At 71.5% G+C, this 15,121-nt stretch carries 16 protein-coding genes; 11 read left to right on the top strand and 5 right to left on the bottom strand.

Annotated features, from left to right (window positions below):
- Positions 1-9: 9 nt before the first annotated feature.
- The gene (locus AH6_RS09955; RefSeq protein WP_067477155.1) at positions 10-870 is read right to left on the bottom strand and encodes a helix-turn-helix domain-containing protein; all 861 of its coding nucleotides are present in this window, start codon (positions 868-870) and stop codon (positions 10-12) included.
- A 151-nt stretch (positions 871-1,021) separates the two neighbouring features.
- Between AH6_RS09955 and AH6_RS09950 the strand changes: the two genes are divergently transcribed.
- Together AH6_RS09950 and AH6_RS09945 are read left to right on the top strand one after the other, a co-directional pair.
- Positions 1,022-1,312: a hypothetical protein gene (locus AH6_RS09950; protein WP_067477152.1), complete on the top strand. Its 291-nt coding sequence runs from the start codon at positions 1,022-1,024 to the stop codon at positions 1,310-1,312.
- Positions 1,313-1,422: 110 nt separating this feature from the next.
- The gene (locus AH6_RS09945; protein ID WP_083982526.1) at positions 1,423-1,869 is read left to right on the top strand and encodes an ATP-binding protein; all 447 of its coding nucleotides are present in this window, start codon (positions 1,423-1,425) and stop codon (positions 1,867-1,869) included.
- Here the strand turns inward: AH6_RS09945 and AH6_RS09940 are convergent.
- Both AH6_RS09940 and AH6_RS09935 read right to left on the bottom strand, forming a co-directional pair.
- Positions 1,866-2,399 carry a hypothetical protein gene (locus AH6_RS09940; protein ID WP_067477148.1) on the bottom strand — a complete coding sequence of 178 codons (534 nt, stop codon included), beginning with the start codon at positions 2,397-2,399 and terminating at the stop codon, positions 1,866-1,868. The genes AH6_RS09945 and AH6_RS09940 overlap by 4 nt on opposite strands.
- A gap of 74 nt (positions 2,400-2,473) precedes the next feature.
- Positions 2,474-3,100, bottom strand: coding sequence for a TetR/AcrR family transcriptional regulator (locus AH6_RS09935; RefSeq protein ID WP_067477146.1), 627 nt, complete (start codon positions 3,098-3,100; stop codon positions 2,474-2,476).
- A 67-nt stretch (positions 3,101-3,167) separates the two neighbouring features.
- On the opposite strand from AH6_RS09935, the gene AH6_RS09930 reads away from it, so the two are divergent.
- From AH6_RS09930 to AH6_RS09890, 9 genes are all read left to right on the top strand, one after another.
- On the top strand, positions 3,168-4,079 hold the full coding sequence (locus AH6_RS09930; RefSeq protein ID WP_245679253.1) for an alpha/beta hydrolase: 912 nt from the start codon (positions 3,168-3,170) through the stop codon (positions 4,077-4,079).
- Positions 4,076-4,879 (top strand): SDR family NAD(P)-dependent oxidoreductase, encoded by an 804-nt coding sequence (locus tag AH6_RS09925; RefSeq protein WP_067477143.1) that lies wholly within the window; start codon positions 4,076-4,078, stop codon positions 4,877-4,879. The genes AH6_RS09930 and AH6_RS09925 overlap by 4 nt, the downstream gene beginning before the upstream one ends.
- A gap of 2 nt (positions 4,880-4,881) precedes the next feature.
- Positions 4,882-5,817, top strand: a complete 936-nt coding sequence (locus AH6_RS09920; RefSeq protein WP_067477141.1) for a reductase — start codon at positions 4,882-4,884, stop codon at positions 5,815-5,817.
- Entirely contained in the window at positions 5,814-7,292 is a 1,479-nt protein-coding gene (locus AH6_RS09915) for a flavin-containing monooxygenase (protein ID WP_067477138.1), read from the top strand. The genes AH6_RS09920 and AH6_RS09915 overlap by 4 nt, the downstream gene beginning before the upstream one ends.
- A gap of 19 nt (positions 7,293-7,311) precedes the next feature.
- Positions 7,312-7,812, top strand: coding sequence for a ribonuclease HI (rnhA, locus tag AH6_RS09910; RefSeq protein WP_067477135.1), 501 nt, complete (start codon positions 7,312-7,314; stop codon positions 7,810-7,812).
- Between the two features lie 93 nt (positions 7,813-7,905).
- Complete coding sequence (locus AH6_RS09905; RefSeq protein WP_067477132.1) at positions 7,906-8,862, top strand: glycosyltransferase; 957 nt, start codon at positions 7,906-7,908, stop codon at positions 8,860-8,862.
- Between the two features lie 136 nt (positions 8,863-8,998).
- The gene (locus AH6_RS09900) at positions 8,999-10,276 is read left to right on the top strand and encodes an MFS transporter (protein ID WP_218005765.1); all 1,278 of its coding nucleotides are present in this window, start codon (positions 8,999-9,001) and stop codon (positions 10,274-10,276) included.
- A 70-nt stretch (positions 10,277-10,346) separates the two neighbouring features.
- The gene (locus AH6_RS09895) at positions 10,347-10,916 is read left to right on the top strand and encodes a TetR/AcrR family transcriptional regulator (protein ID WP_067477126.1); all 570 of its coding nucleotides are present in this window, start codon (positions 10,347-10,349) and stop codon (positions 10,914-10,916) included.
- Between the two features lie 79 nt (positions 10,917-10,995).
- Positions 10,996-12,165 carry a Cmx/CmrA family chloramphenicol efflux MFS transporter gene (locus AH6_RS09890; RefSeq protein WP_067477123.1) on the top strand — a complete coding sequence of 390 codons (1,170 nt, stop codon included), beginning with the start codon at positions 10,996-10,998 and terminating at the stop codon, positions 12,163-12,165.
- Positions 12,166-12,221: 56 nt separating this feature from the next.
- Here AH6_RS09890 and AH6_RS09885 read toward each other — a convergent pair whose 3' ends face one another.
- Entirely contained in the window at positions 12,222-14,300 is a 2,079-nt protein-coding gene (locus AH6_RS09885) for a M6 family metalloprotease domain-containing protein (RefSeq protein WP_067477121.1), read from the bottom strand.
- A gap of 189 nt (positions 14,301-14,489) precedes the next feature.
- Positions 14,490-14,969 carry a ribonuclease E activity regulator RraA gene (gene rraA, locus AH6_RS09880; RefSeq protein WP_067477118.1) on the bottom strand — a complete coding sequence of 160 codons (480 nt, stop codon included), beginning with the start codon at positions 14,967-14,969 and terminating at the stop codon, positions 14,490-14,492.
- Between the last annotated feature and the right edge of the window lie 152 nt (positions 14,970-15,121).

The raw sequence follows: 15,121 nt of genomic DNA, 5'->3' as shown, positions 1-15,121 counted from the left end.
GGTCTCCTGCTACCTCAAGTCGGCCGCCAGCGCGCGGAACATCTCGACCGTCTGGTCGGGGCCAAGCGCTCGGGCACGCAAGTGGTCGAATATCAGGCTATACCACTCCACATCGGCGGGTTTTTGGATGTAGAGACCGCCGGTGTGCTGCTCTAAATACACCTTGTCGGGGTTGTTGGGGCCGGGGAACTTCAACAGGCTGAACGAGCCGTGCATGGCGCTGTGCTCGCCGACCTCGAAAGGAAGGACCTGCAGGGTCACGTTCCGGAGGCGGGCCAGTTTGACGAGGTGTTCGAGCTGTTCGCCCATCACCGCACGGCCGCCCACGACGCGCCGGATCGTCGCCTCGTTGAGGACGAGCCACACCTGGGGAGCACCCGGCTCGCTGAGGCGGGTCTGACGGGTGGCGCGGACCTTGACCTTGTCTTCGATCTCCTCGTCGGCGCCCGGTGCGGGTGCAGTGCGCATGATCGCTCGCGCGTACGCTTCGGTCTGCAGGATGCCGGGCACGAGTTCGGACTCGTAGCCCAGCACGTGTGAGGCCGCCGCTTCCAGCACGACGTAGACCTGGAACCACTCGGGGATCGCGCCCGAGTACTGGTGCCACCAGTCGGGTTCGCGGGCGAGCCGAGCGAGTTCGAGGATCGCCTCGGCCTCCTCGCCCTCGACGCCGTACAGCTTGAGCAGGCGGTTGACGTCGCGTTGCAGGATGCGGCTCTTGTCGTTCTCGATCCGGTAGAGCTTGCTGCCGTCCCAGCCCATTTCCTCGGCGACGGCTTCCTGGCTCATCCCCGCCCGTTCGCGCCGGTTGCGCAGCTCGCTGGTCAACCGGGCACTGGCGACGGTGGGGACATGGCGACCCTTGGGCATGGACCTCTCCTTTGACGCATGAGCTTATTTGCAAGGTTGTTAGTAAGCACTTGTGTTCATGGAGTAGCGAGTACATGCTAACGCCGGAAGCGTCCATGCACAGCGTGATCGGAAGATCACCCAGAGAACGGCGAGGAAGAGGTGCGCGTCGATGGAGGCATGTCCGGCTGGTTATGAGGCGCAGTTCCGGCAGCGGAGGTTGCAGATGTACTCCGACCTGGCCGAACGACTGCCTCAAGTGATCCCACCGCTGAGCTTCTCCCTGATCGGTGGCGGTGAGCTGCTGCGGGTCGCCAATCCCGTCAGCGGGCGCTTCACGGTCGTGCTGACCACCGAGGTCAGCAACCAGGCCGGGCGCGTGTGGGGCTACTTCTGGCATGGCGGTGGGCAGGCCTGGCAGGCCGACGAGGCTGCTCGGCGGTTGGCTTGGTGTCTTGCGTGAGCGGGCGGCGCAACGGTGAGGCGCGTCCTTGTGTGACATGGCGCGCTTATCGGGCAGTTGGAGAACGGCCGTGATCTTGGGCGGCTGTGGATGCGAACGGAGGCGCGACGATGGGGCAGGCTGAGTGCCCGCCAGGGGCGGCGGATTTTCTCTGGGGGCCGGACGAGATGCGTTGGCGGCGCGCCTTCCCCGGCCGTCCCGACCAGGTGGCGGCGGCCCGGGGGTTCGCTCGCGCGCTGTTCGCAGGCGCGGCGTGTCTGGACGTGGTGGAGCTCGCCGTCAGCGAGCTGGCCGCCAACGCCCTGCGCCACACCCGCTCGCGCCTGGACGGCGGCTGGTTCGGCATCGAGCTGGTCTACGACGATCCCGCCTACGTCGCCGTGATCGACAATGGTGGGGCGGGGGTTCCTGTCGTCTCCGAGCCTCTCGACGAGTGGGCCGAGTCGGGGCGCGGGCTATGGGCGTTGTCGCTGGTGGCGGTCAAGCTCGGCGTCGAAGGGACGCCTCATGCGGGGCATCGGGTCTGGATCGAACTCGCCCTGGACGAGTCCTCTTAGGTCAGGACCGCTACTAGTACTGCGCTCAGGAAGCCCACCACCAGCACGCTCTGCACTACTACGGCTGGCAGGACCGTCTCGGTCTGGATCGGGATCGTGGTTCGGCTGCCGCCTGGCATCTGGCTCAGCGTCAACAGGGTTGCGTCGAAGTCCGGGGTGTGGAGGAGTAGGCCCGTTCGGGGTGCGGCCAGGCTGATGCGTTCTCCGCTGCGCTTCTCCAGTTGCACGTAGCGGCCGAACAGCGTCTGCATGACGATCAGGCGCGTTGTGTGTTCCCACGCCGCTTCAGCTTGGTTGCCCGCCAGCTGGTTCACCAAGCCGTCCGGCCACGCTTCTGTATAGGCCCGTTGCAGTATCAGCAGGCCCCGCAGCGTGTAGAGCGACATCCCGCAGCCCACCAGGCACGCCGTCGCCGACGGTTGTGTCCAGCCGATCAGCAGCAGGGCGGGGCCGGTCAGCAGGGTCGGGGCGATGATCGCCAGGCTGCGGCGTTCCGGGTGCAGGCGCAGTCGCGGGCTGACTTCTGCCATCGCGCCCTCGGAGGGTTGGGAATCCGGCCAACGCCCATCGTGGCGAACGGTCCCTTTCCGCACAAGGCGTGCGCTCAGACGCGCAGGTAGCGCGCCGCCAGTTCCGCGCCCACGACCGTCGAGTGGTCGATGATCTGCTCGGGGGCCACCTCCAGCGCCCCCGTCTGCCAGGCCGTGACCAGTTCCACGAAGCCGCCGATCCCCATCAGCACGCTCATGCGCAGCTCGGTCTCGTCGGCGTCCGGCCGGAAGTAGGGGCGGCCGGCGTCGATCAGCAGGTCGGTGAACGAGCTGATGGTGTCGCGGCGGCGCCGTTCCAGCACCTCGCTGCCCGCGTGCTCGCCGAAGCCGATGCGGGCGCGGCGCGGGTCGGCGTCCACCTGGGTCACGAAAGCCGAGATGGCCTCGCGCAGTTGCGCGATCGGCTCGTCCGCGGCCGCCCGGATCGCCTCGAACAGCAGCAGCACCGTCTCGTCCTTGATCTGGTCCCAGACGGCGGCCAGCAGCGCGTCGCGGTCGGCGAAGTTCTCGTAGAAGTAGCGGTCGGTCAGGCCCGCGCGGGCGCAGACGCCGCGCATGGTCACCGCGGCCCAGCCCTGGTCGCCCCAGATCTCCAGGGCTGCGTCGAGCAGGCGGCGGCGGCGGGCGGCCTGCCGCTCCTCGACGCTGCGCCCCCCGTAGGTGCGTGGTCTGGATCTCACGGCTCCCATCTTGACGGCAGGTGCCCGCAGACCCCTAATTGAGGGCATGCGCCATCAGAGAGGGCAGGTGCCCTCAGATTCTGGGTCGTGGCGGTCCCGGACGGCCGCGCGGCTGGCCGTCCGCACCGTCCGGCCCCTGGCCTCCGCCCTCCCCCTCAACGGTCCCGGCATCTGGTTGTCGCGCCGGATCGTGGCCGCGTCGCTGGCGCGGTTCGGCCCCGCCCTCCCCGGCTGCCGCGTCGAGGTGACCGGCGACGGCGAGTGGGTGCGCGGGCCCGGAGCGCGGGACGACGCCGTGCTCCTCTACCTGCACGGCAGCGCCTACCTGCTGTGCTCCGCCCGGACCCACCGGGGCCTGACCTCGCGGCTGGCCGCCTGGACGGGGCTGCCGGTGTTCGCGCCCGACTACCGGCTGGCCCCCGAGCACCGCTTTCCGGCCGCCGCCGATGACGTCCGCGCCGCCTACGACCGGCTGGCGGCCGACGGCCGCCGCGTCGTGGTCGCGGGCGACTCGGCGGGCGGGCACCTGGCCGTGGACCTCGCCCTGCAACTGTGCCGGGAGGGCCGGCCCGCGCCCGAAGCCCTGGTCCTGTTCTCGCCGCTCGTCGACCTGTCGCTGGAGGCCGCCGCCGGGCGCGACGTCCGGCGGCGCGACCCGATGATCTCCGCGGGGAAGGCCCGCCGCCTCGTCCACTGCTACGTCCGCGACGCCGACCCCGCCTCGCCCCGCCTGGCGTTCGGCCTCTGCGACGGCGACGCGCTGCCCCCGACGCTGGTCCAGGCGGGCGGCGCGGAGATGCTCGCCGCCGACGCCGAGCACCTGGCGGCGCTCTTCGACGGCTGCGAGCTGGAGATCTGGCCCGACCAGATGCACGTCTTCCAGGCGCTTCCCCGCCTCATCCCCGAGGCCGATCCCGCGCTGCGCCGCGCCGCCGCCTTCATCGACGCCCGCCTCACCGCCCGGCAGGAGGCCGCGTGAGCCGCACCCGCGGCGCCTGCGCCGTGGTCACCGGCGCGGGCGGCGGCATCGGCCGCGCCTTCGCGCTGGAGCTGGCCCGGCGCGGCGGGCGCGTCGTCTGCGCCGACATCGATCCCGACACCGCCGGGCGGACCGCCGAACGCGTCGGCGGGCTGGCCGTGCGCTGCGACGTCGCCGACGAGCGGGCCGTGCGCGACCTGGCCGACGCCGCCGAGGACTGGTTCGGCCGGCCCGCCGACCTGGTCGTCAACAACGCCGGGATCGGCGCGGGCGGCCGCGCCGTCGGGGAGATCCCCCTGGCCGACTGGCGGCGCACGATCGACGTCAACCTGTGGGGCGTCGTCCACGGCTGCCACGTGTTCGCGCCCCGCCTCCGCGCGCGGGGCCGCGGCGGGATCATCAACACCGCCTCCACCGCGAGCTTCGCCGCCGCGCCGCTCATGGGTCCCTACAACGTCAGCAAGGCCGCCGTCCTGGCGCTGTCGGAGACTCTGGCCGCCGAGCTCGCCGGAAGCGGCGTCACGGTCACCGCCCTGTGCCCGACGTTCGTCAGGACCGGCATCGCGGACGGCGACCTGATCGAGGCGGGCGCGGCGCGGCTGGCCTCGCGCGCGATGGCGCTGACCGGCTGGTCTCCCGGACGCGTCGTGCGCAGGACCCTCGACGCCCACGACAGGGGCCGCCTGTACGTGGTGCCGCAGCCCGACGCCCGCCTCGTCTGGGCGCTCAAACGGCACGCCCCCGTCCCCTACGTCCGGGCGTTCGGCCTGCTCGGGCGGCTTCTCAAGGCAGGAGAGTGACCATGCCCCGTGCGCACGACTTCGACTACGACGCCATGCTCGCCAAGATCAAGGACCGGCAGTGGGCGCTCGCCGACATCGACTGGGACGCCCCCGGCGCCGACGCCGTCACCGACGAGCAGCGGCCCCGGCTCAAGGAGTTCATGGCCGACCTCGTCTGGATCGAGAACGTCGGCGCGCGCGGCTTCGCGGCGCTCGCCGGGAAGGCCCCGACGCCGGTGCTGCGCGAGATCTACACCTACTTCCACGCCGAGGAGCAGCGGCACGCCAACGCCGAGCTCGCGCTGATGCGGCGCTGGGGGATGCTGGAGGACGACGAGGTGCCCGAGCCCAACATCAACGTGCGGCTCGCCATCGAGTGGCTGGACCGCTGGTCCGACGACATGTCGCTGGCGGTGCTCGGCACCGTGATCCCGATGCTGGAGGTCGCGCTCGACGGGGCGCTGCTGAAGTTCCTGCTGGACGAGGTGCACGACCCGGTCTGCCACCGCGTCTTCGACAAGATCAACGCCGACGAGTCGCGGCACCTGGCGGTGGACTTCCAGGTGCTGGACCTGCTCGGGCACGCCCCGGCCCGCCGCCTGCTGATCAGCACCGTCGGGACGGTCGCCAGGCCGACGGTGCTGCTCGGCGCGCTGATGTACGTCCCGCTGCTGAACCGGATGCGCGACAACATCGTCGCGATGGGCCTGGACGAGCGGCGCCTGTACACCGCGATGTCCCGCTTCACCAGGGTCGGCGAACGCTCGCCCGCCACCCGCCGCCTGCCGTCCTACCAGATCCTCAAGCGGCACGCCGCGATCGTCATCGACCGCGGCCATCCCTACCACCACTTCGCCGACTTCATGGTGAAGGCGTCGGCCCGCTACCCCCGGCGGCTGCTGCGCCCCACCCCGTCCTGGGCCAGGGAGCTGACCCACGAGCCGGTGGCCAGATGACGACGCACGCGACGCTCATCGTCGGCGCGGGCTTCGCGGGCCTCGGCACCGCCATCCGGCTGCGCCAGGCCGGCATCGAGGACTTCGTGATCCTGGAACGGGCCGGGGAGGTCGGCGGGACCTGGCGCGACAACACCTACCCGGGCGCGGCCTGCGACATCCCGTCGTTGTTGTACTCCTTCTCCTTCGCCCAGAACCCCGACTGGTCGCGCACCTACTCCGGCGGCGCCGAGATCCTCGGCTACATCCGCGCGATGGTCGAGCGGTTCGGGCTGCGCGACCGCATCCGCCTCCGCACGGAGGTCACCGGCCTCGCCTTCGACGAGGCCGCCGGGACCTGGACCGCGACCACCGCCGGCGGCGGGGAGTTCACCGCGCGGACGGCGGTCATGGCGGCCGGGCCGCTGGCCAACGCGAGCCTGCCCGACATCAGGGGCCGCGACTCCTACACCGGCCACATGATCCACAGTGCCCGCTGGGACCACGGCCACGACCTGACCGGCAAGCGCGTCGCGGTGATCGGCACCGGGGCCAGCGCCGTCCAGATCGTGCCGGAGCTGGTGGGCAGGGCCGCGAGCGTGAAGGTGTTCCAGCGCACCCCGGGCTGGGTGCTGCCGCGCCTGGACCGCCGCACCCCCGCGTGGAGCCGCGCCCTGTTCCGCCGTTCGCCGGCCGCCCAGACCGCCGCGCGTCAGGCGTGGTTCTGGGGCCACGAGTCGATGGCGCTCGGGCTGGTGTGGGACACGGTGTTCACCACGGCCGTGGCGAAGGCCGCGCGGCTGCACCTGCGCCGCCAGGTCAGGGATCCGTGGCTGCGCCGCCAGCTCACCCCGCACTTCCGGCCCGGCTGCAAACGGATGCTCATGACCAGCGACTACTACCCCGCCCTGCAGCGCGACGACTGCAAGCTGATCACCTGGCCGATCGTGTCGCTGTCCCCCGCCGGCGTCCGCACCGCCGACGGCATCGAGCACGAGGTGGACTGCATCGTGTTCGCCACCGGCTTCGACGTGGGCAAGACCGGCACCCCGTTCCCGATCCGCGGCGTCGGCGGCCGCCCGCTGGCCGAGCAGTGGGCGCGCGGCGCGCAGGCGTACAAGAGCGTCAACGTCGCCGGGCACCCCAACCTGTTCTTCACCTTCGGCCCCAATTCCGGCCCCGGCCACAACTCGGCGCTGGTCTACATGGAGTCCCAGATCGACTATGCCGTCCGCGCGATCCGGCTGATCCTGGACCGCGACCTGCTGGCCCTGGAGGTGACCCGCGCCGCCCAGGAGCGTTTCAACCGCCGCATCCAGCGGCGGCTCGCCCGCACCACCTGGAACTCCGGCTGCACGAGCTGGTACCTGACCGACGACGGCCACAACGCCACGATGTACCCGGGGTTCGCCACCCAGTACGCCCGCCAGCTGGCGCGCCTCGATCTGGCCGACTACCGGGTGATCTCCCGCCAGACTGAGGAGGTCACAACGTAGGGCGAGGTCAGGAGCGTGCATGGGAGAGCTGTTCGAGGTCGATGAGCCGAGCGTTCCGGTCCCGGTGTCGGGTCCCCCGGTCGTGGTGCACACCGACGGCGGGTGCAGCCCCAATCCCGGCGCGGGCGGCTGGGGCGCGGTGCTGCGCTACGGCGAGCACGTCAAGGAGTTGTACGGCGGCGAGCCCGGCACCACCAACAACCGCATGGAGCTGATGGCGGCGATCCGGGCGCTGGAGCACCTCACGCGGCCCTCGGTCGTCCAGGTGCACACCGACAGCACCTACGTGCGGCAGGGCATCACGCAGTGGATGAACTCCTGGAAGCGCAACGGCTGGAAGACCGCCGACAAGAAGCCGGTGAAGAACGCCGACCTGTGGCGGCGGCTGGACGAGGCCACGCGGCGGCACCGCGTCGAGTGGTTCTGGGTGAAGGGGCACGCGGGCGATCCCGGCAACGAGCGCGCCGACGAGCTGGCGGGGATGGGCATCGCGGAGATGGGGCGCGTCACCCTGGCTTGAGGGTGGCCTCGGCTATGGAGGCACCGGTCATCCGGCGGCTGGAGATCCGCCGTCAACCCGTTTGACCCGCAATGATGACGGTACGTAATCAGAATGAACGTTCTGTTGTGGCACGTGCACGGTCCCTGGACCGCCTCCTTCGTGCGGGGCCGGCACTCCTACCTGCTGCCGACCACCCCGCTGCGCGACGACGACGGCCTGGGCTTCGGCGGCTACGACTGGTCGGCCACGGCCCGCCAGGTCCCGGCCGCCGACCTGCGGCACGAGGACGTGGACGTGGTGGTCCTCCAGCGCCCCCACGAGCGCTACCTGGCGCGCGACTGGCTCGGCCGGGACGACGTGCCGATGATCTACGTCGAGCACGGCGCTCCCACGGGGGACGTGCCCGACACCAGGCACCCGATGGCCGACGAGCCGGGCATCACGATCGTCCACGTCACCCGCTTCAACCGGCTCATGTGGGACAACGGCCAGGCCCACACCGTGATCATCGAGCCCGGCGTCGCCGACCCCGGCGCCCGCTGCACCGGCGAGATCCCGCACGCCGCCGCCGTCGTGGACGAGCCGATCAAGCGCGGCCGCGCCACCGGCACCGACCTGCTCCCGGGTTTTACCGAGGCCGCTCCGCTGGACGTGTTCGGGCTGCGCACCGACGGCCTGGCCAAGTATCTGGGAGTGCCCGGTGACCGGCTGACCAGCACTGATCTGCCGCCGGCCCAGCTGCACGAGGAGCTGGCCAAGCGTCGTGTGTACCTGCACCCGGCCCGCTGGACCTCGCCGGGCCTGCCCCTCCTGGAGGCGATGCACCTGGCCATGCCGGTGGTCGCGCTCGACACGGCCGGAGTGCGGGAGGTGGTGCCGCCCGAGGCCGGTGTGATCTCCACCGACCCGGCGGAGCTCCGGCGGGCCCTGGCCGACATGATCGCCGACCCCGGCCGGGCCCGGGAGGCGGGCCTGGCCGCCCGCGAGGCGGCGCTGCGCCGGTACGGGCTCCAGCGCTTCCTGGACGACTGGGACCGCCTGCTGGGCGAGGCCGCCGTCCGCCCCTAGATCATCGACTGGATCTGGTCCAGGAAACACCTTCCGAATCCATTGTGATCCGCTTCATAAAACCATCCAACTGGAATCCCCACCCCAAAGAGCCACGTTAAAACCCTCTTGTAGCCCCAAAGAGGAGTAAACAACCGTGGCTGTTCCGGTGATGCTGCGCTCGCTGCGCCACCACAACTACCGTCTGTGGGCCCTGTCGGACCTCGTGTCGATCACGGGGACCTGGATGCAGGTCCTCGGCCTGAACTGGCTCATCCTGTCGATCACCCACTCGGCGACCAGCGTCGGGTTCGGGCTGGTGCTGAACGCGCTGCCCGCCGTCCTGCTCGGCCCGTGGGCCGGGACGCTGGCCGACCGGCTGCCGGTGCGTCCGCTGGTGCTGGGCGCGCAGGTCCTGCAGGCGATACTGGCCGTGCTGCTGACCTTCATCGCGCTCGGCGACCCGCAGAGCACGGCCCCGCTGTACGCGATCTCGCTGGCGTCCGGCCTGGTGGCGGCGGTCACGGGCCCGGCCCTCGGGCGTTTCGGCGCCGAGGTCGTCGGCCCCGAGGACCTGTCCAACGCGCTGGCCCTCGGCTCGTTGTTCAACTCGGCGGGGCGCATCCTCGGCATGAGCCTGGCGGGCGCGCTGATCCCGCTGGTGGGCGTGCCCGGGGTGTTCGCGGGCAACGCGATCAGCTTCGCCGCCGTGATCGGCGCGGTGCTGATGATGCGCGGCCGCGAGATGCACCCGGTGCCCCGGGCCGCCGAGGCCGAGCGCGGCGTCGCCGACGGCCTGCGCTACGTGCTGCGCACCCCGTGGTTGCTGGTCACCTTCGCGCTGGCGTTCGTGCTGGGCAGCCTGGGCCGCAACTACCAGGTGACGATGGCCGCCATGAGCGAGGGCCCGCTGCACGCGGGCGCGGCCGGGTACGGCTTCCTGTCGGTGGCGTTCGCGATCGGCACGGTGATCGGCGGGGTGTACGCGGCCGCGCGCACCCACCTGTCGCTGGTGCTGCTGCTCGGCGTGGGCCTGCTCTGCTCGGTCGGCCAGATGATCAGCGGGGTGACCCCCGGCCTGATCGCGTTCGCGGCGGTGCTGGTGCCGGTCGCGGCCGGCGCGGTGATCATCGACACCACGGTCAGCACCCGCGCGCAGCTCGACTCCCCCGGCCACCTGCGCGGCCGCATCATCGCGGCGCAGGGCATGGTGGGCGCCGCCGCGGGCGCGGCGGGCGGTCCCGCGCTCGGCGTGCTGTGCGACACCCTGGGCCCGCGCATGGCCCTGCTGGTGGCGGGCGCGGCCTGCACGGCGGCGGCGGTCGCGGCGACCTACGCCCTGGCGCGGACACGGTCGAGCCGTCCCGGCTGGCTCCCGGACTGGGCGCACCGCGTGCTCCCGGCCCCGGCTCCGGCCCCCGTCCCGGCCACCTGACCCGCACCGGTCAGGGGCCGGGCCCCGTCATATTGGATCAATCAATCCAAAACGTGCTACGGTCCCTTCCATGGCGCGGCCACGGAAGTTCGACGAGGAGCGCGCGGTCGAGGCGGCCATGCACGCCTTCTGGGCCGCCGGGTACGAGGCCACCTCCACCGAGGACCTCTGCCGGGCCACCGGCCTCGGCCGCAGCAGCATCTACAACACCTTCAAGAGCAAGCGCGACCTGTTCGACCGGGCCCTGCGCCACTACACCACGGTGAAGACGGCGCGGGTCCTGGCGGCCCTGGAGGGCGACGCGCCCGTCCGGGACAAGGTCCGCGCCCTCTTCGAGCAGATCCTCCAGGGCGACGCCGACGAGGTCGGCTGCCTGGTCGTCAACACCAGCGTGGAGCTGGCCCCGCGCGATCCCGGGATCGCCGCCCTGCTCAGGCGCGACTACGACGTCCGCTTCACCGCCCTGCGCACCGTCCTCGACACCGCCCGTCGCACCGGCGAGATCGCGGCCGACAAGGACCCCGGCCAGCTCGCCCACTTCGTCATCACCACGATCAGCGGGATGCAGGTGTCGGCCAGCGCCGGGGCCGACCGCGCGACCCTGCGGCAGGTCGCCGGAGCGGCCCTGGGCGCCCTCTGACCCCTTTTCCGAACCTGACCGCCCCTTCGCGCGCCCTAATTTTGTACTGATCTATCCAAAACAAGGAAGGGTCCCCCCGATGCCACTGGCCATCTACGTCCTGGGCTTCGCGATCTTCGCCCAGGGAACCTCCGAGTTCATGCTCGCCGGGCTGCTCCCGGCGATGGCGGGCGATCTCGGCGTCTCGGTCCCCACGGCCGGACTGCTGATCTCCGCCTACGCGTTCGGCATGGTCGTGGGCGCGCCCGTGCTCGCCCTGGCGACGCTCCGCCTCCCCCGCCGGACCGCGCTGCTGGCCTTCCTCGCGGTGTTCGTCATCGCACACGTGATCGGCGCGCTGACGCCGGGCTACGCGGTGCTGTTCGCGACGCGGCTGGTGGGCGCGGCGGCGTGCGCCGGGTTCTTCGGCGTCGCCTCGGTCGCGGCGATCGACCTGGTGCCCGCGAGCGTCCGGGGCCGGGCGCTGGCGATCGTGATCGGCGGCATCACCGTCGCGACCGTGCTGGGCGTGCCCGCCGGGACCTTCCTCGGGCAGTCCCTGGGCTGGCGGGCCGCGTTCTGGACGGTCGCGGCGCTGACGGCCGTCGCGTTCGTCGGCGTCGCGCTCAGCCTGCCCGGCGGCCGTCCCGCCGGGGCCGTGCCCCGCCTGCGCGACGAGCTGCGCAGCATGGCCAGCCCGGCGTTGTGGGCGGCCTACGGCACCCAGGCCCTGTCGTTCAGCTCGATGATGGCGACCTTCAGCTACCTCGGGGCGCTGCTCGCCGACACCACCGGCCTGCCGGAGGGGTGGGTGCCGGGGGTGCTGGCGCTGTTCGGCGCGGGCTCGGTGCTCGGCATCACGATCGGCGGCCGGGTCGCCGACGCCCATCCCGGCCGGACGCTGGCGATCGGCATGTCCGGCGTGGTGGTCGCCTCCGTCGGGATCGCGCTGCTGGCCGAGAACCCGTACGCGGTGGTGCCGCTGGTGTTCCTGATGGGCGCGTTCGGGATGGCCACCAACCCGGCGACGAACGTGCGGGTCTACGCCAACGTCGGCGCGGCCCGCGCCCTGGCCGGGGCCACGGTGACCTCGGCGTTCAACGTCGGTAACACGCTCGCTCCGTGGCTGGGCGGCCTGGCGATCGGCGCGGGTTTCGGTTACCGGTCGACCGCGTGGGTCGGCGCGGCCATGGCGGTGGCGGCGCTCGGCACCGTCGCGCTGGGGTCGGCGCTGGAGCGGCGTCCCGTCCCCGTTCTGGCAAGGGCCTGAGAAGCGGCGGGCCGGGCGGAGGAGATCCGCCCGGCCCGCGTTGGTTCAGCGCCTGGTCAGCGCATGCGGCAGGTGCCGGTGTCGGTCTTGGTCGGGTCGCTCTCGGAGGTGGCGCGCAGCGTCACCTTGCCGTAGCGGTCCGCGCCCGGGGCCGCCTTGCCCCAGACCTCCACCTCGGTGGTGCCGCCCGCCTTCGCCGTCGCGACCGAGTTCGGCAGCCACACCTTCCAGCCCGCGCCCGCGATCTCGCCCTTCAGGCGGAAGACGTCGGAGTCGTGGCGGCCGGTGCCGCCCTTGCCGGTGTTCCGCAGGATCAGCGTGCACTTGGACCAGCCGTTGTCGGCCGCGACCGGGTTGCCCGAGTCCACCTTGACGCCGCGCTTCTGCGGGCCCGCGCCGTCCAGCGAACGGATCGCGACGGTGTAGGACAACACGCCCTGCTTGTCGCGCTTGAGGTCGAGCACGTAGAAGTGCAGCCGGTTGGCCTGGTCCACGTACTCGTACTGGCTGCCGGAGTCGTTGCCCGCGTGGTACAGCGCGTCCGACAGCTGGCGGTAGTCGCCGATCGTCATCTTCGAGACCGTGCCGTCGGGCAGCACGAAGTCGGTCTTGTCGATGTCCTGCGGATTGGCGTCCTTCACCCAGATGAACGGGGCGCTGTCACGGTCCTTGGTCTTAGCCAGCAGCACGCCCGAGTCGGGGGTGAACGAGTCGAAGCCCATCCGGTCCACGACCTCGACCGTGTAGTTGTTGTACTTGTCGGCCGGCCGGTTGCCGTCGCACAGCGGGTCGGTGGTGGTGTCGCACGCCGGGCTCTGGTCCCCGGCCGCGCCGAGCTTGAGGTTGATGCCGGTCAGGCCGTCCTCGCCCGGGTCGGCGGCGCGGGCCGTCACCTTCGCGACCACCGTGCCCTGCGCCGCCAGCACCTCGCGGTCCAGTTGCAGGACGTTCTTGGGGCTCACGATGCCGAGCTTGAGCTTGTTGCGCAGCATGTGCTGGGCGCCCATCGACGCGCCGCCGGTCGCCGGGATCATCCACCGGCTGTGCGGGCCGCCGGGGCCGTTGAAGCTGCCTCGGCTCAACATCTCCCACGGGCCCGAGTAGGAGCGCCGCGCCGGGACTCCGAAGGGGTTGTTGTAGTTGTCGCCGATGCCGAGGATGTGGCTGAACTCGTGCGCGAACACGCCCATGCCGGAGCTCTCGGCCTGGGTGGAGCTGCCCGTGACGGCGTTCGGCCAGTGCGTGGAGCCCGCCTGCCAGGACGTCCAGTCCACGTAGCGGGTCTTGATCCAGTTGGGCAGGGCGGCGTCGTCCTCGGGGCCCCACTCGTCCGGGACGTCCTCCTTGTTCTTCCACTTCATCATCCCGAACTCCTGCCACGTGGAGCTCTCGTCCTGACCGGCCGTCAGGATGAAGACGAAGTCGAACTGCTTGGCGGTCTCCTCGCCCACCTGCGCGATCCACGCCGCGCGCGCGTCGGCGCGGATGTCGCGGTTGCAGGTGTCGCCGGCGGGGCAGCCGGTGCCATCCTGGAACTGGCCGACGCCGTACTCGTGGTCCTTGGCCTTCATCCGGTACGCGCCGAACGCCTTCAGGTCCACGCCGTACCGGCCGCCGGAGTCCTCCATCCAGTACTCGTGGAGGGTGTGGCCGCGGTTCAGGTCCTGCGGCTTGTTCAGGAAGTCCTGGTAGAACTGCGCGACCTTCTCTTGCGGCACCTCGCCGACCACCGACGGGTTGCCGAAGACGGTCGAGTTCTTCTTCTGCGTCACCACGAACGGCTGGTTGGGGTAGTCCACCAGCACGACCGCGCCCCTGAAGTTCTTGATCGAGCCCTTGACCGACGGGTCGGCCCAGTTCTTGCCGGGGATTCCCTTGTAGTCGTCCCACGTCATGGTGTCGGGCAGCTCGTAGTTCTGCGGGTCCACCGGCTTCGGCGCGTCCGGCGCGGCGAGGCTGCGGGCTTGTTGCCCCTGCTGCCAGGGCTGCGTCTGCGGCCAGTGCCGCATCTGCCAGGGGTTGGGGGTGGGTTTCGGGACGGCCGGCGCGGGCGCCGCCGTGGCCGGGACGGACGCCAGCCCGGCCGTCAGCACCAGGGCCGCCACCGGGACCAGCAGTGTCTTTCTGAGGCGCATGTCTCCCCTGTCGCCGTTGTTGCTGCGACCGTAGAGACGTCCCGAAACGCGAGCAACGGCCGAGTTAGCCGATCTTGTGGCGGGCGCGCTGGCAGGAGCCGCCAGCGTGGGAGGCGGGCGGCGGGGGCAAGGAGGCGTTCGTCCGCGTGGGCGCGGGCCTCTCGGCCACCCGCGCCCACGCGGCCGGTCTCAGCCGAGCTCGCGTTCGGCGAGGACGATGCCGTCCTCGTCGCTGTAGAGCCAGTCGCCCGGACGGAACTCGGTCTCGCCGAACGTCACCGGGACGTCCACCTCGCCCGCGCCGTCCTTGGCGCTCTTGCGCGGGTTGGACCCCAGCGCCTTGGCGCCGAGGTCCAGCTTGCGCAGCTCGGCGACGTCGCGCACCGCGCCGTTGATGACGACCCCGGCCCAGCCGTTGGCCACCGCCGCCGCCGCGATCATGTCGCCCATCAGCGCCGACGCCAGCGAGCCCGCGCCGTCCACCACCAGCACCCGGCCCTCGCCGGGGCTGTTGAGCAGCTTCTTCACCAGCCCGTTGTCGCGGAGGCAGCGCACGGTGACGACGGGCCCGGCGAACGCGGCGCGCCCGCCGTACTGGCGGAACTGCGTCTCGCAGCTGCGCAGCTCGTCCCCGAAGTCGTCGATCAGATCAGCGGTCGCGAAGTCCATGACGGCCACCCTACCGACCGGTAACCGCCGTGCCCTCCGCCGCCGGACCCGTACCGGTCCCCGCCCCGGAAGGTCCGGACCACCGAACCCCTGACAACACTTGACGATCTTCGATAGAACAAGGACCCTCCCCCTGGAGGTCATATGTCGTC

Origin of the sequence: Actinomadura hibisca NBRC 15177, from assembly GCF_001552635.1 — a bacterium.
Classification (GTDB): domain Bacteria; phylum Actinomycetota; class Actinomycetes; order Streptosporangiales; family Streptosporangiaceae; genus Spirillospora; species Spirillospora hibisca.
This window is presented reverse-complemented; position numbering and strand designations above follow the sequence as displayed.

Bases quoted from the DNA above. Each gene is read 5' to 3' on its own strand.
- AH6_RS09955 (WP_067477155.1), bottom strand. From the start codon at position 870: ATGCCCAAGGGTCGCCATGTCCCCACCGTCGCCAGTGCCCGGTTGACC.
- AH6_RS09950 (WP_067477152.1), top strand. From the start codon at position 1,022: ATGGAGGCATGTCCGGCTGGTTATGAGGCGCAGTTCCGGCAGCGGAGG.
- AH6_RS09945 (WP_083982526.1), top strand. From the start codon at position 1,423: ATGGGGCAGGCTGAGTGCCCGCCAGGGGCGGCGGATTTTCTCTGGGGG.
- AH6_RS09940 (WP_067477148.1), bottom strand. From the start codon at position 2,399: ATGGCAGAAGTCAGCCCGCGACTGCGCCTGCACCCGGAACGCCGCAGC.
- AH6_RS09920 (WP_067477141.1), top strand. From the start codon at position 4,882: ATGCCCCGTGCGCACGACTTCGACTACGACGCCATGCTCGCCAAGATC.
- AH6_RS09915 (WP_067477138.1), top strand. From the start codon at position 5,814: ATGACGACGCACGCGACGCTCATCGTCGGCGCGGGCTTCGCGGGCCTC.
- rnhA (WP_067477135.1), top strand. From the start codon at position 7,312: ATGGGAGAGCTGTTCGAGGTCGATGAGCCGAGCGTTCCGGTCCCGGTG.
- AH6_RS09905 (WP_067477132.1), top strand. From the start codon at position 7,906: ATGAACGTTCTGTTGTGGCACGTGCACGGTCCCTGGACCGCCTCCTTC.
- AH6_RS09895 (WP_067477126.1), top strand. From the start codon at position 10,347: ATGGCGCGGCCACGGAAGTTCGACGAGGAGCGCGCGGTCGAGGCGGCC.
- AH6_RS09890 (WP_067477123.1), top strand. From the start codon at position 10,996: ATGCCACTGGCCATCTACGTCCTGGGCTTCGCGATCTTCGCCCAGGGA.
- AH6_RS09885 (WP_067477121.1), bottom strand. From the start codon at position 14,300: ATGCGCCTCAGAAAGACACTGCTGGTCCCGGTGGCGGCCCTGGTGCTG.
- rraA (WP_067477118.1), bottom strand. From the start codon at position 14,969: ATGGACTTCGCGACCGCTGATCTGATCGACGACTTCGGGGACGAGCTG.